Source organism: Kitasatospora sp. NPDC059599, assembly GCF_042735125.1.
Taxonomy (GTDB): Bacteria; Actinomycetota; Actinomycetes; order Streptomycetales; family Streptomycetaceae; genus Kitasatospora.
Genome location: NZ_JBHWCL010000003.1, coordinates 122,887 through 141,248 on the forward strand (window position 1 = coordinate 122,887; position 18,362 = coordinate 141,248).

Annotated in this window: 16 protein-coding genes; 8 read left to right on the forward strand and 8 right to left on the reverse strand. The window is 72.9% G+C overall.

Annotated elements, in window-relative coordinates; translation table 11 throughout:
- Positions 1 to 259: 259 nt before the first annotated feature.
- From ACFV04_RS02145 to ACFV04_RS02160, 4 genes are all read left to right on the forward strand, one after another.
- Complete coding sequence (locus ACFV04_RS02145; protein WP_380526197.1) at positions 260 to 940, forward strand: 2OG-Fe dioxygenase family protein; 681 nt, start codon at positions 260 to 262, stop codon at positions 938 to 940.
- A 74-nt stretch (positions 941 to 1,014) separates the two neighbouring features.
- Complete coding sequence (locus ACFV04_RS02150) at positions 1,015 to 1,302, forward strand: acyl carrier protein (RefSeq protein WP_360262598.1); 288 nt, start codon at positions 1,015 to 1,017, stop codon at positions 1,300 to 1,302.
- Between the two features lie 46 nt (positions 1,303 to 1,348).
- On the forward strand, positions 1,349 to 2,761 hold the full coding sequence (locus ACFV04_RS02155) for a hypothetical protein (RefSeq protein WP_380526199.1): 1,413 nt from the start codon (positions 1,349 to 1,351) through the stop codon (positions 2,759 to 2,761).
- Between the two features lie 461 nt (positions 2,762 to 3,222).
- Complete coding sequence (locus tag ACFV04_RS02160; RefSeq protein ID WP_380339754.1) at positions 3,223 to 4,197, forward strand: ParB/RepB/Spo0J family partition protein; 975 nt, start codon at positions 3,223 to 3,225, stop codon at positions 4,195 to 4,197.
- A gap of 159 nt (positions 4,198 to 4,356) precedes the next feature.
- Here ACFV04_RS02160 and ACFV04_RS02165 read toward each other — a convergent pair whose 3' ends face one another.
- Positions 4,357 to 4,728 (reverse strand): hypothetical protein, encoded by a 372-nt coding sequence (locus ACFV04_RS02165; protein WP_380526200.1) that lies wholly within the window; start codon positions 4,726 to 4,728, stop codon positions 4,357 to 4,359.
- A gap of 221 nt (positions 4,729 to 4,949) precedes the next feature.
- Here ACFV04_RS02165 and ACFV04_RS02170 point away from each other — a divergent pair, with 221 nt between their 5' ends.
- Positions 4,950 to 6,575 carry an LCP family protein gene (locus ACFV04_RS02170; protein WP_380339749.1) on the forward strand — a complete coding sequence of 542 codons (1,626 nt, stop codon included), beginning with the start codon at positions 4,950 to 4,952 and terminating at the stop codon, positions 6,573 to 6,575.
- Positions 6,576 to 6,701: 126 nt separating this feature from the next.
- On the opposite strand, the gene ACFV04_RS02175 is transcribed toward ACFV04_RS02170, so the two are convergent.
- From ACFV04_RS02175 to ACFV04_RS02200, 6 genes are all read right to left on the reverse strand, one after another.
- Entirely contained in the window at positions 6,702 to 7,361 is a 660-nt protein-coding gene (locus tag ACFV04_RS02175) for a zinc ribbon domain-containing protein (protein ID WP_380339746.1), read from the reverse strand.
- A gap of 94 nt (positions 7,362 to 7,455) precedes the next feature.
- Entirely contained in the window at positions 7,456 to 7,935 is a 480-nt protein-coding gene (locus ACFV04_RS02180; RefSeq protein WP_380526202.1) for a hypothetical protein, read from the reverse strand.
- A 240-nt stretch (positions 7,936 to 8,175) separates the two neighbouring features.
- On the reverse strand, positions 8,176 to 9,174 hold the full coding sequence (gene lepB / locus ACFV04_RS02185) for a signal peptidase I (protein ID WP_380526204.1): 999 nt from the start codon (positions 9,172 to 9,174) through the stop codon (positions 8,176 to 8,178).
- A gap of 63 nt (positions 9,175 to 9,237) precedes the next feature.
- The gene (locus ACFV04_RS02190; RefSeq protein ID WP_380339913.1) at positions 9,238 to 9,834 is read right to left on the reverse strand and encodes a helix-turn-helix domain-containing protein; all 597 of its coding nucleotides are present in this window, start codon (positions 9,832 to 9,834) and stop codon (positions 9,238 to 9,240) included.
- A 254-nt stretch (positions 9,835 to 10,088) separates the two neighbouring features.
- The gene (locus ACFV04_RS02195; RefSeq protein WP_360262590.1) at positions 10,089 to 10,253 is read right to left on the reverse strand and encodes a hypothetical protein; all 165 of its coding nucleotides are present in this window, start codon (positions 10,251 to 10,253) and stop codon (positions 10,089 to 10,091) included.
- Positions 10,254 to 10,426: 173 nt separating this feature from the next.
- The gene (locus ACFV04_RS02200; RefSeq protein WP_380526206.1) at positions 10,427 to 11,971 is read right to left on the reverse strand and encodes a hypothetical protein; all 1,545 of its coding nucleotides are present in this window, start codon (positions 11,969 to 11,971) and stop codon (positions 10,427 to 10,429) included.
- Positions 11,972 to 12,390: 419 nt separating this feature from the next.
- On the opposite strand from ACFV04_RS02200, the gene ACFV04_RS02205 reads away from it, so the two are divergent.
- A complete protein-coding gene (locus ACFV04_RS02205; RefSeq protein WP_380526208.1) occupies positions 12,391 to 13,725 on the forward strand; it encodes an FAD-dependent monooxygenase in 1,335 nt (444 codons plus the stop codon).
- A 221-nt stretch (positions 13,726 to 13,946) separates the two neighbouring features.
- Entirely contained in the window at positions 13,947 to 14,870 is a 924-nt protein-coding gene (locus ACFV04_RS02210) for an endonuclease/exonuclease/phosphatase family protein (protein ID WP_380526210.1), read from the forward strand.
- Between the two features lie 139 nt (positions 14,871 to 15,009).
- Here ACFV04_RS02210 and ACFV04_RS02215 read toward each other — a convergent pair whose 3' ends face one another.
- Positions 15,010 to 15,357: a VOC family protein gene (locus ACFV04_RS02215; RefSeq protein WP_380339728.1), complete on the reverse strand. Its 348-nt coding sequence runs from the start codon at positions 15,355 to 15,357 to the stop codon at positions 15,010 to 15,012.
- Between the two features lie 318 nt (positions 15,358 to 15,675).
- On the opposite strand from ACFV04_RS02215, the gene ACFV04_RS02220 reads away from it, so the two are divergent.
- Positions 15,676 to 18,315 carry an Ig-like domain-containing protein gene (locus ACFV04_RS02220; protein ID WP_380526212.1) on the forward strand — a complete coding sequence of 880 codons (2,640 nt, stop codon included), beginning with the start codon at positions 15,676 to 15,678 and terminating at the stop codon, positions 18,313 to 18,315.
- The last annotated feature ends 47 nt before the right edge of the window (positions 18,316 to 18,362 follow it).

The window sequence follows — 18,362 nt, forward strand, 5'->3', positions numbered from 1 at the left end:
CATTCGTCAAGGCCGGCCCATTTCCACCGGCGGGCGGACAACTGACAGCCGCTGGCAGTTGCACGGACGAGGTCGCGCACGCCGTCCGGGTCCACTGCCGTGCCGCTGCCGACCGGACCGGCCGGGCACCCTTCACCTGCGGGCGGAAACGGCGAGCATAGGGGAATTCCCCCGCGAATTCCATCGGCGTGCACCGCACCCCCGCCGCTCGATCCGACGGCCCTTGACAGCGCCTCGGCCCGTGATGAGTCTGGGCCGAATGGATGAGCCGGTCTTTTCGGTTGGCAACGTTCGCGACGATCCGCTCTGGCATTCCGACGACTGGGCCGCATTCAGCCGGTTCTGGGAGGATCTGCCACTCGACGCACACATGGGGGACGGGGGGACGTATCGGCGCCGGAAATACGCCACGATCTCGCACGAACTCGACGGCGGCGCGGTCCGGCGGCTCGACCACGAGGGCTTTCTGCAGAGCAAGGCGATCAACCGGCTGAACGGCGGCGTCGTCCGCCGGTTCGAACCGGTCGACCCCGGGCTGCTGGACACCGTCGTGGTCCGCCGGCTGCTGGACCGCTTCGCCGGGCACATCGCCCGGACCGCGCCCGGTGACCGGCCGGCACCCGCGATCCGCCGGGTGAACATCCACCAGCACCGGATCACCGCGTCCGGGACGGAGCCCGGGAACCCGACCCCGGAGGGCCTCCACCGGGACGGCGTGGAGCACATCGTCATGATGCTGGTCGCGCGCCGGGGCGTCTCCGGCGGGTCCAGCACCCTGTACGACAACTCCGGCACGCCGGTGCTCACCCACACCCTGACCGAGCCGGGCGAGTTCATCTTCCTGGACGACCGCACCTGCCTGCACTCCGCGTCGCCGGTACGGCCGGCCCCACCGGCCGTCGAAGGGCACCGCGACATGTTCTTCCTCGAATTCTGCTGACCCAGCGCCCCACGCCTTCGACGCCCTGCCCTCGAAGCCCTGCCCTCGAAGCCCTGTCGACGGAGACCGAAGCCATGAGCCCCGCACACCCCACGCCCGCCCCCACCACCGAGCTCGTCCGCGGGATCTGGTGCGAAGTCCTCGAACTGGACCGGGTCGACGACGAGGAGAGCTTCTTCGCCCTCAGCGGCAGGTCCGTGGACGCGCTCCGGCTGGTCAACCGGATCCGGAGCGTCTTCGGGCTGGCGATCAGCGTCCGGACCGTGATCGAGGCGCCGACGGTGTCCCGGCTGACGGAGGCCCTCCGGTCGGCACCGCCCGCCCCGCCCCGGCCGAGCCTGACGGAGGGCGGCCGGGCCTGAGCGGCCGCCGACCGCAGACGAGCACCACCGACGGGGGAAACGGGAAATGGACATCGATCACTTCGGCGCGCCCGGACGCTCCGGCCTGGACCGCGCCTACCGCGAGCACCTGGCCCGCGAGGGGGTCCGGGCGGAGGACCTGACCCGGGAGGCCGACCGGAACCGGCTGCTGCGGATCACCTACCGCGGGCAGTTCCTCCCCGCGCCGCTCTTCCTCTCCGCCACCGAACGGGCCGCGCTGGCGAAGGACCTGGGCACCGTCCACCGCCTGCTGACCGAACTGCCCGAGCGCAGCTTCGACGGTGACCCGGGCGCCCTGGCCGAGGCCCTCGGCGTGACGGCCCCGCAGGCGCGGCTCGCCCGCCGCGCCGCGTCCGGGCCGCCGTCGACACGGCTGGCCCGCGCGGACCTGTTCCGCGCCGCCGAGGGCTTCCGACTGCTGGAGCTGAACATCTCCAGCGCCCTCGGCGGGGCGAACAACGCCCTGCTCAACCGGGCCCTGCTCGGCCACCCGGCACTGGCCCGGTTCGCCGCCGACCACGGGCTCGGCTACGTCGACACCGTGCAGCACCTCGTCGCGACCGTCCGGGCCGAGTGCGGTCCGCCGCACGAGCGACCGGTGGTGGCGCTGGCCGACTGGCCGACGAGGTTCGCCGCGTACGAGCTGTGGCTGCACGTCTTCGCGTCGCTCCTGGACGAGGCGGGGATCGAGGCCGTGCCCTGCCACGTGGGGGAGCTGGTCGAGCACTCGGGCCGGCTGGAGGTCCACGGCCGGCCGGTGGACGCCGTGCTGCGGATGTTCCTGATCGAACAGGTCCGCACCCCGCAGGACGAGGCCCTGCTGGAACCGCTGCTGCGCACCGTCGAGTCGGGCGCGGTCCGGCTGATCAGCCGGCTGGACGCCGAGCTCTACGGCAACAAGGGCGCTCTGGCCCTGCTGTCCGACGACCGCCACCTCGACGTCCTCGACGCCGCCGAGCGCGCCTGCCTGGACCGCCTCCTGCCGTGGACCCGCTTCCTGCGGCCGCGGGTCCGCCTGCCGGACGGCTCGACGGGCGACGTGGAGGCCTACGCCCGGGCCGAGCAACGGGACCTCGTCCTCAAGCCGGTGCTCTCCCACAGCGGCATCGGCGTCGTGCCCGGCTGGACCGTCCCGCCCGCGGAGTGGCTCGACCGCATCCGACGGGCGGTCGGCGGGCCGTACGTCCTGCAGCGGCGGGTGGCGCCGGTCCCCGACGTGTTCCCGACGGCGGACGGCGGCGAGCGGGCGTTCCACGTGAACTGGGGGGTGTTCGTCACCGACCCGTCGGTCACCGGCTCGGACGGGTACGGCGGCTGCTACCTGCGGGCGAGCACCGACCCGCAGGTCGGAGTGATCAAGGAGGCCGCGGGCGGGTGGGTCGGCTGCGTGTTCCACCAGGAGGCCTCCCCGGGCGGCGACGCGGCCGACCGGCCCTGATCGACCCGGGCAACCATTCGCATTTTATTCCCCCAACACGCCGAGATCTTCCCGTGATATCTCCGGGCCCGCGCAACCCGCGCGATTCGCCCGAACTCGACCTGCCGGATCATGCCGGTTTGGCGGCGAAATTTGCTGGGTATCCGTCGTCACTCCCCGCCGACGCCGCCCACCGGCGCAAATCACGTCCGGCGCCGCCCGGCGTCGATCTCTCTTGACATGTCTATGCCCCCCAAATACGCTCCGATAAGGAGGTGAATCACGCCCGGAGGCCCCGGAAGTTGCCTCACTTTTGCCGCAGGTCGCCCCAACCGACTTACGGCCGGCATTCGAGCAGAATAAACCACCGATTAACGTCCCCTGCGGTTTCCACTCGTCCTGTGAAGGTGAAATTGCTCAGCGAAGGGCGTTCGACCCCCACGACAGACAGTGCCGTACTGATCGCTCGCCGTTCCTGGAACATGACGGTGGAGACCGTCCGGATCGACCGGCTCCGGCCGGCCGACTCCCCCCGACTCGACGGCGAGGACCCCGACCACATCCGACTCCTGGCCGAATCCGACGCCGCCCTCCCGCCGATCCTGGTGCACCGCGGATCGATGCGGGTCATCGACGGGATGCACCGGCTGAGGGTGGCCCAGTCCCGCGGTGACTCCGAGGTACCCGTCAAGTACTTCGACGGCACCGAGTTGGAGGCGTTCATCCGCGCCGTCCAGCTGAACGTGACCCACGGACTGCCGCTCTCCCTCTCCGACCGCGAGTCCGCCGCCACCCGCATCCTCGCCTCCGGCGGCAGCTGGTCGGACCGGGCGATCGCCCGGATGACCGGCCTCAGCGCCCCCACCGTCGCCCGGATCCGAGCCCGCTCGCGACCCGACCACCGGCCCGAGGACCAGGCCAGGATCGGTCGCGACGGACGGGTCCGCCCCCTGAACAGCTCGGCCGGCCGGCTGCGCGCCGGCGAGATCATCAGCGCCGAGCCGCACCTGAGCCTGCGCGAGATCGCCAAGCGCGCCGGGATCTCCGTGGGGACCGCCCGGGACGTCCGCAACCGCCTCGGCCGCGGCGAGGGCCCCCTCCCGGCCAGGTTCCTACCCGGCTCGCGCCCGACCACCGGCGCTGCGGCCGGACCGCTCGACCGGACCGCGGCCCCCGCCACCGGCCCCGACCCGATGGACGGGTCCTACGTCTCCGACCTGACCAGCCTGCAGAAGGACCCGTCGCTGCGCCTGACCGGCAGCGGCAGGTTCCTGCTCCGCTGGCTCAGCTTCCACGCCATCAGCCAGGAGAAGCGCGCCAATCTCATCAGATCGCTACCGGCCCACAACAAGGCCCGCATCGCCTACATGGCGAAATGCTGCAGCCGCTGGTGGGCCGAATTCGCCGACGACGTGGAACAACAGCAGGAGTGCCGGGACATTCCGAGGACCGGCTGACCCGGCCCTACGGGCGTCCGGAAACAGACCACCGCGCGGCTCCGAAGTCGGTGCCGCGCGGTGGTCGTCGTACGCGCGGTGGTCGTCGTACGCGCGGCCGGCGTGAGGGTCGCCCGCGCCCGACGGCTCCCGCCACCCGGGGTCGACGGGCCCGTCCGCCTACTTGCGGCGGCCGAAGATCCGCTTCGCGGCGTAGATGATCCCGAAGATCAGGAGCGCGAAGAACAGCACGATCAGGATGATCACGACCAGCAGGAACTTGCCCAGCTTGGCGAAGAAGCCCTTCTTCTTCTTGTCGTCCTTGGCCGCGAGGTGCGCGGCGTCGGCGCTCGACGGGGCGACGGACGAGGCGACCGACCGGGTGCCCTGGGCGGCGGCGCCCGCGGCCGGGGCGGCGGGGGCGGGCGCGGCGGCCGCGACGGTTCGGGGTGCGGCCACCGCCGTCGCGCTCGACGCCGCGGCGGTCAGGCCGACGGCGGCCAGCAGTGCCACCAGGGCGCCGGCTATCGAACGTGCGATCCGGTGAGTCATCGTGCTCCTCGTACGGGTTCGGGGCTGCGCGGGCGAGCCCGGTCAGCCAATTCTCATGGTCTGACCAGGTGGTTTTCTCATCCGCGCCTAGTATGCTCCACTGAAGTTCTACAGCGGTGTAAAAGTTTAGCGACGGGCCCCGCCCGGATCGGCTCCGGCCCCGAGCCACGCAAGCCCACCGCTCCGACGGGGGTTCCGTGGCAACTGTGGAGGATGACGACGTGCCTGGCCGCAAGGGTTCCCCTGACGCCGAAATTTCGCCGCGCCGGGCGGGCGGACGCCGGGCGGCGGGCCGAAGCGCCGCTCCGAACCGGGGCGAGAAGGACACAGCAGACATAGCGGACGGCCGCCCGGCGGGCCGGGCGAAGAAGAAGCCCAAGCGCAGCACCAAGGAGAAGGTCCTCTGGGTGACCGCCGGCTGCACCGCGCTCGTGCTCCTCGGCGGCGGCGCCCTCTACTACCGCCTGAACAGCAACCTCTCCACCTTCGACCGCGACGCCGTCAGCAAGGACCGTCCGGACGCCGCGGCCCCCGACGCCCAGGGCCGCACCCCCGTGAACGTCCTGCTGATCGGCTCGGACAGCCGCGGCAACGGCAACAGCGACCTCGGCGGCGGCGGGGACGGCGGCGCCCGGTCGGACACCGCGATCCTGCTGCACGTCTACGCCGACCACAAGCACGCCGTCGGCATCTCGATCCCCCGCGACTCCCTGGTCACGATCCCGTCGTGCAAGCTGCCCAACGGCAAGTGGACCAAGGAACAGACCAACGTGATGTTCAACAGCGCCTTCTCGGTGGGCGACACCGAGCAGGGCAACCCGGCCTGCACCCAGAACGCCGTCGAGAAGCTCACCAACCTGCGCGTCGACCACACCATCGTGGTGGACTTCAACGGCTTCGCCTCGATGACCAAGGCGGTCGGCGGCGTCGAGGTCTGCCTGCCGAACGACATCCACGAGGGCGACCTCAACCCCAACCTGGGCCACAAGGGCAAACTGATCTTCGCCAAGGGCAAGCAGAAGGTCGAGGGCCAGGCCGCGCTCGACTACGTCCGGGTCCGCCACGGCATCGGCGACGGCTCCGACATCGGCCGCACCAAGCGCCAGCAGGCCTTCCTGTCCTCCCTCATCAAGCAGGTCAAATCCCGCGGCATGGACCCGACCACCCTGCTGCCGCTCGCCGACGCGGCCACCAAGTCGCTGACCGTCGACCCCGACCTCGGCTCGGCCGCCAAGCTGCTCGACTTCACCATGTCCCTCAAGGACGTGGACCTGCACGACGTGAAGTTCCTGACCACGCCGTGGCGCTACGAAGGACCGCGGGTCGCCCTGGTCCACCCCGACGTGGACCAGCTGTGGGCCGCCCTCAAGGCCGACCGCACCATCGACGGCCAGGACGCGAGCGCACCCGCCGGCGGCTCCACCCCCGCCGCCGAGGCCACGCCCACCCCGACCGCCACCCCGGACGCCAAGGCCGCCGAGATCAAGGTCTCCGTGCTCAACGGCACCGGCGAGGCCGGGCTCGGCGGCAAGGCCGCGGAAGCCGTCAAGGGCGCCGGGTACACCGTCACCACCGTCGGCAACGCGACCGGCAAGGCCCGCGCCACCACCGTCGTCGAGTACGGCACCGGCGAGCGCGGTTCGGCCGAGGCGGTCGCCAAGCTGTTCCCGGGCGCGAGCGTCCAGCCCGGCAGCCGCGGCATCAGCGTCGTCCTCGGCCACGACTTCGCCGCCGCCAACCCGGCGACCGCCGCCGCGGGCGCCACCCCGGCGCCGCTGCCCACCAGCGTCAGCGGCACCGCCCGCTCGGCGGACGACGACCCCTGCGCCAACGTCTCGTACGGCTGAGCCCGCGGGCCCACCCCGCGCACACGGCCCGCCCGTCACCCGACGGCGGGGCCCGTCACACGACGGCGGGGCGCACCCGGACCGACCGGCCCCGGGAACGCCCCGCCACCCGCACCCTCGACCGCGTCAGCGTCTCGCCCCGCAGGACGGGCAGAACGCGGCACCGTCCGGGACGTCCCGGTGGCAGCCCGTGCACTGGACGGGCTGCGCCAGGCGGAAGCCGCAGCCCGGACAGAACGGCGTGCCGTGCGTCTCGGTCTGGCACTGCGGGCAGACCAGCTGACGCGGCGTGTTGACGTCGAACCCGGCACCGGACTGCTGACCGGCCTTGTACGCACGGTCGGTGACCGCGTCGTTGAGGCCTCGGTGCTGCGCCGCCTGCGCCTCGGCCGCGGTGTCCGGCGCACAGTTGAAGCAGAGGCCCTGCGCCGGGTCGAAGCAGCGGCCGCAGACGTAGTGGGTGCACCGGGCGCAGCGGTTGAAGTGCGTCTGGGCGTTGGCGATCGCGCGCTGGAAGGCCTCGTCCCGCGAGGTGCCCCAGGTGTGGCCGGCCAGGCCGTCGGCGGCGTTGCTGATGGTGTTGGCGCTGCCGCCGATGAGGTTCCAGGCCGCGCTGACGCCCTTGCCTATCCATCCGGCCACCTGACCGGTCCGGAACGCCTCGAACGGTGAACGCCAGGTGTCCGAGCAGCGGTAGCAGTAGAACTCGAACTGGAAGCCCGCGCCGGTGCCGTGCTGCTCGCACAGGTCGCGGTAGTTGTTGCTGAAGTAGATCTCCGAACTCACGTCGTCCTCGGTCCGTGAAGTGGCCTGTCGGCGGTCGCTCCCAGGGACGACCGGGCGTCCCGAACGGTTCCGCCACAATCCCCGGCCCGAACGCTCACATCCCCGACACCGGCAGCAGCAACACCCGTGCCGGGTCGAACCGTTCCCAGCACGCGGGCCGACCGCTGCGGCCGACCCGCAGGCGGCACCAGCGCCGTCCGGCCGCGTCCTGCCACCAGCCGCTGATCCGGCCGAGTGCCCAGCTGCCGTCGCCGAGGTCCACCTCCACCGGCTGGTACACCCACCGGACGTCGTGCGCCGCCGGGTCCACCCGGCCGTCCCGGGGCTCCCGGGCGTCCACGACCTCGTGGCCGTCCCGGACCTCGTGGCGCTCCTGGCCGTGCCGGACCTCGTGGCCCTCACGGCCGTCCCGGCACTCCCCGTCGACCGGGCCCTCACGGCCGTCCCGGTCCGCGGTCTCCCCGGCGCTCCGGGGACCGCACTGACTCTCCATCACGGCTCCGCCTCCCGACCCGGCCTCGGCCGCGGCGGTCACCCGGTGCGGGGCGGCCGTCGCGACCGGGGTGCAGCACACCTCCTGGACTCTACAGGCGTGTAGAGAACGGCGGGAGGGGTTCCGCCGAAGCCGATCGACCCGATCCGGCCGTGGCAGGGCCGGATCGGGTCGGGGTCGGGTCGGGTCGGATCAGGTCGGATCGGGTCAGGACGGATCAGGATGGATGGACCGGGCCAGGACGGTCCCACCGGGTCACACCGGGTCACACCGGGTCACACCGGGTCCGGCCGCTTCGGGCCGGACCGTTCCGGCGCGGGCTCAGCGTCCCTTGCGGGCAGCCCGTCGACGCCGCCACAGCGCCACCGGCACGACCCCGGCCAGCGCGAGCGCCGCCGGCGCCGGCGGGGCCTCGACCGGGGCTCCGGCCGCCCCGGCCGGCACCTTGTCGAAGGTGTCCGGCACCGGCAGGGTGGACCAGTCCGACAGCGGCCACGCCACCACGAAGGCCCGGCCGACCACGTTGTCCACCGGCACGAAGCCGTCCCCGGTCACGTTGTGGTGCCAGCGGGAGTCCCGCGAGTTGTTGCGGTGGTCGCCCATCACCCAGAGCTTGCCCTTGGGCACGGTGATGGTGCCGACCGGGTCGTTGTCGCACGGCGTCGAACCGGGGAACAGGTACGGCTCGTCCAGCGCGACGCCGTTCACCTTCACCGGGCCGCCCGCGTCGCACTGCACGGTGTCCCCGCCGACCGCGATCACCCGCTTGATCAGGTCCTTCTCGTCCGCCGAGGGCATCAGGCCGACGGTGCTCAGCGCCCTCTGGACGGAACCCGTGAAGGAGTCGCCGTAGGACGTCGGCGCGCCCTCCAGCCAGCCGCCCGGGTCGCGGAAGACCACCACCTCCCCGCGCTCGGGCTTCGCGCCGAACCACGGGGTGAGCTTGTCCACCAGCACCCGGTCGCCGATGGCCAGGGTCTGCTCCATCGAGCCGGAGGGAATGGAGAAGGCCTGCACGAAGAAGGTCTTGATCCCGAGCGAGAGCAGCAGGGCGATCACCAGCAGGATCGGCAGCTCCTGCCAGAACGGGCGCTTCTTCCGGGGCTGCTTCGTCCCCTTGTCCGGTTCCTCCCCCGCGACCGGCCCCGGGGCCGGACCGGGGGCCTGACCGGGGGGCGTGACCGGGCCCGGGCCGGGGGCCGCGTTCGGAGCCGTCGCCGGGCCCGCGCCCGCACCCGGGCCTGCCCGGCCGTCCCCGGCCCGGTCGCGCTCCCCGGCTCCGCCGCTCTCGCCGGACTCCGCGCTCTGCTGCACACTCATTTCCTCGGCCCCTCCCGACGGCCCGACGGGAGTCACCACGAAGACCCCCTGTCAGGAACGAACCTACCGAACAGAGGTTCCCGGGCGCGCCCTGACGTGCATGCGCTCTCCCTGCGGCCCGAAGAGGCTGAGGAACTCCACCGGCTGCGACCCCGCGTTACCGAACGCGTGCGGGGTGCGGGTGTCGAACTCGGCGGCCTCACCGGCCGTCAGCACCAGGTCGCGGGAGCCGAGCACCAGCCGCAGCCGGCCGGACAGCACGTACAACCACTCGTAGCCCTCGTGGACCTTCAGTTCCGGCTCGGGCTCGGTGTTCTGGCCGGGCGGCACGATGTGCTTGAACGCGTGCATCCCGCCCAGGTGACGGGTGAGCGGAATGATCGTCTGACCGTTCCTGGTCACCGGGCGCGGGTGGATCCTCGGATCTCCGGTGGCCGGGGCCCCGACCAACTCGTCCAGCGGCACCCGGTACTCCCGGGCCAGCGGCAGCAACAGCTCCAGGGTCGGCTTGCGCTGTCCGGACTCCAGCCGGGACAGGGTGCTGAGCGAGATGCCGGTCGCGGCGGCCAGTTTGGCGAGCGTGGTGCCGCGCTCCCGCCGCAGGGCCCGCAGCCGGAGGCCCACCGTGGTGAGGACGTTCTCGAACTCTTCGTCGACCATGTCTGCCATGTGCCGGTACGGCAAGGGTGTTTGTCAATCCGGCACCTGAGTGAGGCCGCCTCCGCGCGCCCCTCCCGGCGATTCCCTCCCCCGCGCACCCCTCCCCGCGGGGCTCTCCCGACGCAGCCCACCCGGTCGAGCCCGCCCCCGCGGCCACCGGCCCCCGCACCCCCGGCCGGCCGACCGCTTCCCGTTCCGGCCGACCGGCCCCGGGAGCCTGGGAGCCCGGGAGCCCGGGAGCCCGGCACGACCGGTCAGGGCCGGCCGGACCGCCACACCAGGAACCCGTGCTCGTGCACCCACTGCCCGAACGGGTCGAACCAGTCGGTGAAGGCGAACAGCAGCACGCTCACCCCTCCGCCCAGCAGCAGGCCGATCGCCACCGCCGCCACCACGATCCGTACGACCGCCCGCACCACCCGGATCTCCTCCCTCGTCGGGTGGGAAGGCTGCCCGGCGACACCGGCGCCACCACCGAACGTCGTTGGAACGAGGCCGAGTTGTCACCGGCCGGTGAGGATCCGCGACGGTCGGCACGGGGCCGGCAGCCCGGCGTCCGGACGTCCAGCAGACACCGGGGCGGGCGTCCGGACTACCGGTACTCGCGCAGCCGGGGCCGCACCCCGATCGCGGTCAGGGCGAGCGCCACCGCCAGCGCGCCCGCCGCCAGGGCCGCCGTGGTGCCGTCCAAGTCGCCGTCGGTCTCGGCGACCGCCCGGTCCATCGCTCCGGAGTTGATCGCGATGGTGTCCCCGATCGCGTTGCCCAACTGCTCGAAGTCGTAGTTGGACTGCCCCTTCGAGAGCCCGGTGTCGAGCGTGACGGCTTCCTTGACCTTCCCCGCCGCGCGCAGCTCGCGGATCTTGCGGTCGGTCAGCTGGTACTGCTGGAAGGTGTCCAGCACGTGCTCGGCGGCGTCCCGCTCGCCGGGGAAGGTGATGTTGTGCAGTTCGCTGCCGAGGTAGCCGCCGAAGGGGATCACCGCGTGGTCGGCGCGGTGCCGCGCGGCGGCATCGGCCAGCCGGGTGTTGTAGTCCGCCAGGGTCGCGCCCTCGATGCGGGCGATCGCCTGGGTCTGCTCGACGAAGGTCTGCTCGTACGCGGCGGCGCGGGCCGGGTCGATGAGGTAGCGGCTCTCGTCGGCGTTCATGTCGAACGCGACGGCGCGGGCCCGGCTGAGCGCTGCCACCGAGTCGTAGGCGTTGCTCTTGGCGGTCACCAGGTGGTCCTCGGCCCGGCCCGTCAGGTTCAGCCCGATCACCAGCGCCACGCCGGTCAGCAGCGTGACGGCGGCCAGCGCCGGGTTGACCACCCGGCGGAATCGCAGCGCCAGGGCCCGCTGGAGCCCCAGCAGCGCGGAGAGGGTGACCAGGCCGACGGCGAGCAGCCACCACCAGCCGCTGCCCAGGGCATCGCGCTGCTGCTGGTAGACGCGTTCGACGGAGGCGTCGTTGGCGACGGTGACGCGGTCGGCCGCGGGCAGCAGTTGCTGGCGCAGCAGGTCGGTGGCCTGCCGGTAGGCCTCCAGTGCGGCCGGCGAGGGTTGGCCGGCGGGCGCCCCGGCCTGGTCCTCCAGCAGCTGCGCCCGGGCCACCAGGGCCTCGTAGCTGCCGAGCCGGTCGAGCACCAGTCGGACGGCACGTTGTCCGGCCGGGTCGTCGGCTGCCGCGCGGGCGGCCTGCTGGAGGTCGTCGTCGGCCTGGGCGCGGCGCTGCTCGTAGGTGTCCAGGGTCTGCTTGCGCAACGTCGTGTAGTCGGGGTCGGCGCCTACCAGGAGCAGGTCGGCGGCCTGGGCGTCCATGTCGCTGAGCGCGAAGTAGAGGTCGGCGGCGCGGGTGGCCTGTGGGGCGGCCCGGTGGCCGATGGCGTCGGTGCCGTCGCGGGCCCCGGCGAGCACGACGGTGGCGGTGGCGCCCAGGCCGAGCAGGGTGGCCAGGCTCAGCGCGGTGAGGCCGCGCACCAGGCGCGGGGTGGTCCAGTGCGCACGGCTGCCGACCGTCCGGAGGCGGCGGCCGAGGCCGCCGAAACCGCCGGAACGGGCCGGAGCGCCGCGCGGAGCGGGGTCCGCCCCCTCCGACGCCACCTCCGGGGCCTGTTCCTGCGAAGTGGCCGTCCTGCGCTCCGTGGAGGTCGTCATGACCGCACGTCCCTTTCCCCCGTGGCACGGTCTGCCGGGACGTCCGGACACCGGACGGTCCGGGCACACCGGATGGACCGGGCGCGCACCGGACGGACCCGAACGCAGAACCGTTTCTCTCTGCCGTTCTCTCTTCCGCCGCGCGACGCTAGTGCCGCGACATCCGCCGCACGGCGCCCCTGACGCCTCCTTGACGCCGCCGGGCGGCGTTCTTGACGCTTCCTTAGCGACCGGCTCCGGTGCCCGGCGGTCACCGGACCGCGCCGGACGCGCCCCCCCCCCCCCCGCGAGGCCGACCACAGCCCTCGACCTCAGCATCGACCTCGACCTCGACCGGACGTCAACAGCGCCCGGGGTGCCCGGCGTTCGTCCAGGTGAAGCAATTACGCGGCTCCGCCCGCGCCACTACGCTACGTGTCATGACTTCTTCGGAGAGGGCCCCCGGGCGGGGCACGGCGGTGGTGATCGGCGGCGGGCTGGCCGGCCTGGTGGCGGCCTGGGCGCTGCGCGGCCACGCCGAGCGGATCGTCGTGGTGGAGCGGGACCACTACCCGGCGGAGGCCGCGTTCCGGGCGGGGGTGCCGCAGGGCCGGCACGCGCACCTGGTGCTGGAGGCCGGGCACCGGGCGCTCGAGGAGATGATGCCCGGGATCAAGCAGGAACTGATGGCCGCGGGCGCGCTGCGGGTGACCACCTCGGAGGTCAAGTGGCTCAGCTCCGCCGGGTGGATGGCGGAGTACCCGGCACGGATGGCCTTCCTCTCGTGCACGCGCCCGGTGTTGGACCAGCTCGTCCTGGAGCGGGTCCGCACCGAGTCCACGATCCAGTTCCTGGAGGGCACCGACGTGGTCGGCCTGCTCGGCTCGGCCGCGGCGGTGACCGGGGTGAAGGTCCGCGAGCGGGGCCCGGAGCGCGGTGACGTCCGCGACGTCCACGCCGAGTTGGTGGTGGACGCGGCGGGCCGCTCGACCTCGGTTCCGACGTGGCTGACGGAACTGGGCTGCCGCCCGGTGCCCGAGGAGCGGGTCGACGCGGGCGTCGCCTACACCTCCCGTCTGTTCCACCGCCCGGCCGGCGTCGACCTCGGCGGCCAGGCGGTCTACCTGCAGACCAAGGCCCCGGACGCGCCCCGGATGGGCGTCCTGCTCCCGGTCGAGGGCGACCGCTGGATCGTCAGCCTCGCCGGGATGCGCGGCGCCGAACCGGAGCCGGGCGAGGAGGGCTTCACCAAGCACCTGACCGGACTGCGCGACCCGCTGCTCCGCGAGGCACTGCGGAACGCCGAGCCGGCGGGCGAGGTGCGCGGCTTCATCCCCGGCCCGGGCGTGCGGCGGCACTACGAACGCAGTTCCCCGGACGGGCTGGTGGTCGTCGGCGACGCCGCCAGCACCTTCAACCCGGTGTACGGCCAGGGGGTCACCGTCGCCCTGTTCTGCGCCCAGGCACTGCGCCGCACCGCGCTGCGCCACGGCGGGATCGGCCACGCCGCGGCCCGGGACGCACGGCGTGCCGTCGCCGCGGCGTCCAAGAACCCGTGGGTGATGTCCAGCTCCGAGGACGCCCGCTTCGCCTCCACCACGGGCGCACCGTCCGGCACCCTGCTCAAGCTCCAGCACCGATTCCTGGACAAGGTGCTGACCGGCGCCACCCGCGACCCGCTGGTCACCGCGGCCTTCCACGAGGTGATGTCCCTGGTGGAACCGCCCACCCTGCTGTTCCGCCCGTCGGTGCTCAGCGCGGTCCTGCGGGGCTGAGCGGGGCCGCCGGTTCGGATCCACCGGCCGCACCGGTCGGAGCAGTTGCCGGGCCGGTCGGAGCAGTTTGCCGTGCCGGCAGTGCCGGCCGGGCCGGGCGGACCAGCCTGACCCGGCCGGACCAGCCTGGTCGGCCGGGCCGGTCGGGGCAGTTGCCGGGACGAGCGAGCCGGTGCACCCTCCAACCCTCACGGCCCGGCCCGCTGTTGTACCGTCCAACCATGATCGGCTCCGCCCCGGTACGCCTTGCGACCTTCAACGTCCTGCACGGGCGGCAGCTCCCGGACGACGGCCGCCAGGCGACGCCGGCCTCCGACACCGTCACCGTGCACCCGCTCGTCGACGCCGTCGCGTCCCTGGACGCCGACGTGGTGGCATTGCAGGAGCTCGACCGCTTCCAGCAGCGGTCGGGCCGGGTGGACCAGGCCCGGGACCTCGCCGAGGCGACCGGCGCCGTGGACTGGCGCTACGCCTCGGCGTTCCACGCCCGTGCGGTGCCGGGCCGGAGCTGGGTCCGCGACCGGTCCGAACCAGGCATGCGGGTGTACGGCCCGCCGGGCACGGGGCACGACGGAGGGGCTCCCTCGCACGGCATCGCGCTGCTGTCCAGGCTGCCGGTCCTGAGCTGGCGGGCCCGGCGGTTCGGCGCGCCTCCGGTCGCCGTGCCGCTGCCGGTGGCCGGGCGGGCGGGCCTCACGGTGATCCGCGACCATCCGCGCGTGGCTCTGGCCGCCGTCCTGCGGGGGCCGCGCGGCCCGTTCACGGCGGTGGCGCTGCACCTGTCCTTCGTCCCGGGCTGGAACGTGCGCCAACTCCTCGCCGTACAGGGCTGGATGGCCGACCTGCCCCGGCCGCACCTCCTGCTGGGCGACTTCAACATCGTCGGCGCCGTTCCCGTGGCCACCCTCGGCGCAGCCGGGCTCCTCCCCTCGTCGAGGCCCGCGACGCCCCGGTCCGCCGTCCCGCCCCCGGGGGACGGCTGGCGCCGGCTGGCCCGCGTCCGCACCTTTCCGTCGCACCGCCCACTGGTGCAGCTCGACCACGTCCTCGCCGCCGGACTCGGCGCGCACCAGCCGGTTTCGGTGCGGGCGCCCAGGATGCCGATCTCGGACCACCGGCCCGTGGTGGTCGAGCTGGACCTGTGATCCCGTCGAGGTGCGGCCCACCCTGTCCCACCCGACGACCGGCCTCGCCCGGCCCGTCCGCCGGGCACGCGGGAGGCCCCCGTCCGCCGGGCGCATGGGCGAGCCCCCGCGTGGAAGGGCCCCCGCGTGGGAGGGCCCGTCAGCGGTGGCCCAGCACGTTGACCACCCGTCCGCTGGGGTCGCGGACGAAGAACCGCCGCACGCCCCACTCCTCGTCCTGCAAGGGGTGGACGATCTCCGCACCGCTCTCCCGCACGGCCGCGTAGGCCGCGTCCACGTCGTCCACCTCGACGCTCAGGTCGGGGACGACCGGCGCGGTCCTGTCCTCGGCCATGACGCTGATCTGCGCCGCCGGGCTGGACGGGGAGGCGAGCGTCATGATCCAGCCGTGGTTCATGACCTCCTCGAAGCCCAGCAGGCCGTAGAACTCCCGGCTCTCCTGCACGGCCTGCGACCGGATGTTGGGCACGACACGGCGAACGGCCATCGACGACTCCAGACGAGAGCGGACCTGTCCTGTCCCCCAGGAGTACCAGAGCGGCCCGCCCCGGGGCGCGTCACTCGGATACGTACCCCCGACGACTTCCCTGGTTCACCGACGCCGAGGACTGATCCCTGCCACTCGCAGCACAGGTAGCTGCTCGACCCGCCCGGGGTGTCGGCCGCGGTTCCACGCACCGCGAACCGCATGCGTCGCCCTTGCGTGCCTCCGCGCGAGTGGGACTCGGAGTCGTAGGGATTCTCGCCACCTCACTTGTCGGAACCCTGACATCAAGTCTGCTGATCCGATGAAAGGAACCCATTCGTGTCACCTGAGAGAATCCCGCAGGGAATCCCACGCCGCGTCCTGGCCACCGGCGTCTCGCTCTGTCTGGCCTCGGCGTCGCTCGCGCTCCTACCTGCCCAGGCCCGGGCGGGCGACGCCCCGGCTGCAGCGCGGTCGAACCGGGCGGTGACCCTCGCGCCGTTGACCGTCGTCGACGCGACCGGATCGGCCATGAGCACCGGTGGCAGGGAGCCCTCCATCACGGTCGACCCCTCCCATCCGAACCGGATCGCCATCACCCGGTTCGACACGACGTGGAACGGCGGCACCGCCGCCGATCTGCTCTACTCCGTCGACGGTGGCAGCACCTGGACCAACTACGCGTCCATCCCCCCACCGCCCGGCCTCGCCGACGCCGGCGCCCTCGCACCGGCCGACCAGAGCATCGACTTCGGCCGCGACGGAACGCTCTACGGCGCCTTCCTCACCTGCACGCTCAACACCACCATGAACGGCTGCACCGGCGCCAGAGTGGTCACCGGCTCGACCGGCGACCCGACCAGCCCCGCCTCCTGGGCCTGGCGACCCGACGCCACCACCGGCACCCAGATCACCAGCGGCAACCGGGTCTTCGCCGACCAGCCCTGGCTGCGGGTGAACCGCGACCGGGACCACGCGGACCAGGACGACGTCTACGTCTCGTACGAGGACCTCCGCAGCACGCCCGCAGAGGCTCGCGTCGCGGTCTCCTACAACGCCCGCCCGGTGAACATCACCCAGGACCAGTCGCCGGGCCCCGTCGTCACCGACACCAACACCAGCGGGGCCATCCGTCTTGCGACCGACCCGAGGAACGGCGCGGTCTACGCCCTCTTCCAGACCCAGACCACTCCCGGGACCCTCGGCGACCCGCAGAACATCACCTACCGGATCAACCGGTCGACCGACGGCGGGGCGACCTGGCCGCTGGGCCCGACGGGGCAGGGCCTCGCTGTGGCCACCGCCGACACCCACCAGGGCGTCACGTATAAGTTCGGCACGGTCAACGCGCTGCTCGGCGGCATCGACCACGCCGCCGTCGACCCGTCCAACGGCGACGTGTACGTGGCCTACGGCGCGGACGTCTCGGGCAACAACCAGATCAGGATGCGACGGCTCACCGACGACGGCCACGGCAGCCTCACCGTCGGGACGGAGTACAACGTCTCCACCTCGACCAACGCGGCGCTCCCCTCGGTCGCGGTGCTCGACGACGGCACGGTCGGTGTCCTGTACACCACCTACGAGGGCATGAACGGCAACGGCTTCCCGACCTTCGCCGCGCATCTCGCCAGGAGCGTCGACCACGGCGTCACCTTCACCGACCAGGTCCTGAGGACGTTCCAGTCGGACTTCACCAACGACGGCACCGCGTACCAGCGCGTCCTCGGCGACTACCAGGTCCTCAGAGCCGTCGGCAACCGCTTCTACGGCGCATTCCCCGGCAACGACAACGGGGCGACCCCGCCCCTGCCGGCGCCGCCGATCCACGCGATGTTCTTCACGACCGTCCCGCAGACCACCACGACCACGTCCGCCTCCTCCGCCAACCCCTCGGTGTACGGCCAGCCGGTGACCTTCACCGCGACGGTCGCGCCCGTACCCGACGGCGGCACGGTGAGCTTCCGGGTCGACGGCAGCCCGCTCGGCGGACCGGTACCGGTGGACACCACGACCGGGCAGGCGACCTCGGCCGCCATCGCCACCCTGAGCCCGGGCCCGCACACCGTGGACGCCGTCTACGGGGGCAACGGTGACTTCGCGTCCAGTACCGCCACGACGCTCGTCCAGACGGTCGACCAGGCGCCGGTCACCACGACCCTGGTGTCCTCCGGCCCGTCGACAGCCGGCCAGAACGTCACCTTCACCGACACGGTCTGCCCCGCCGGCGGGAGCGCCGACCCGGCGGCCCCGCCCAGCGGAACGGTGACCTTCCGCGACGGCGGCACGCCGCTCGGCACCGGAACACTGTCGCCGGGCGGTGGCACCAACTGCGCCCAGACCCAGTTCGGCTGGGCCGACCTGCTCCCCGGAACGCACACCGTCACGGCCCAGTACAGCGGCGACGGCAACTACCTGGCGGGCCCGCTGGAGTCCGTCACGCAGACGGTCGGCTGCACCCGGACCGTCACCGGGTCCGTCGCGGGCACGGTGGTCGCGGGCAGCGGCAGCACCTGCATCGTCGATGCCACGGTCAGCGGCACGGTGCAAGGTGCCTCCGGTGGCTCGCTGTTCGTCAGCAACTCCACAATCAAGGGCAGCATCCTGTCCTCCAACGGCACCCGGCTCGGAGTCTGCGGCAGCACGATCACCGGTTCGGTCGCCGTCTCCCACGCCACCGGCTTCGTGGTGATCGGGGACCCGGGCGACGACGGTTGCGTGGGCAACCGGATCACCGGCCTGGTGTCACTGGCCGACAACCACAGCGGCGCCGAACTCATCGCCAACCACATCGGCGGCTCGGTCCAGGTGCAGGGCACGACCGGTACCGGCCCCTTCCCCGAGGACGACCGCGCCGAGATCGAGGGCAACACCATCCTCGGTTCGCTCTCCTGCTCCGGCAACGTCCCGCCGCCGACCAACGGCGGACACCCCAACACCGTGACCGGCCTCCGGACGGGCCAGTGCGCGAACCTCTGACCCCGAACTGAACCATGGAGAGGGACGGTTGCGTGGGAGGTCAGCCC

Coding starts and splice junctions, on each gene's coding strand:
- ACFV04_RS02145 (WP_380526197.1), top strand. CDS start 260: ATGGATGAGCCGGTCTTTTCGGTTGGCAACGTTCGCGACGATCCGCTC.
- ACFV04_RS02210 (WP_380526210.1), top strand. CDS start 13,947: ATGATCGGCTCCGCCCCGGTACGCCTTGCGACCTTCAACGTCCTGCAC.
- ACFV04_RS02160 (WP_380339754.1), top strand. CDS start 3,223: ATGACGGTGGAGACCGTCCGGATCGACCGGCTCCGGCCGGCCGACTCC.
- ACFV04_RS02215 (WP_380339728.1), bottom strand. CDS start 15,357: ATGGCCGTTCGCCGTGTCGTGCCCAACATCCGGTCGCAGGCCGTGCAG.
- ACFV04_RS02200 (WP_380526206.1), bottom strand. CDS start 11,971: ATGACGACCTCCACGGAGCGCAGGACGGCCACTTCGCAGGAACAGGCC.
- ACFV04_RS02190 (WP_380339913.1), bottom strand. CDS start 9,834: ATGGTCGACGAAGAGTTCGAGAACGTCCTCACCACGGTGGGCCTCCGG.
- ACFV04_RS02150 (WP_360262598.1), top strand. CDS start 1,015: ATGAGCCCCGCACACCCCACGCCCGCCCCCACCACCGAGCTCGTCCGC.
- ACFV04_RS02165 (WP_380526200.1), bottom strand. CDS start 4,728: ATGACTCACCGGATCGCACGTTCGATAGCCGGCGCCCTGGTGGCACTG.
- ACFV04_RS02205 (WP_380526208.1), top strand. CDS start 12,391: ATGACTTCTTCGGAGAGGGCCCCCGGGCGGGGCACGGCGGTGGTGATC.
- ACFV04_RS02155 (WP_380526199.1), top strand. CDS start 1,349: ATGGACATCGATCACTTCGGCGCGCCCGGACGCTCCGGCCTGGACCGC.
- lepB (WP_380526204.1), bottom strand. CDS start 9,174: ATGAGTGTGCAGCAGAGCGCGGAGTCCGGCGAGAGCGGCGGAGCCGGG.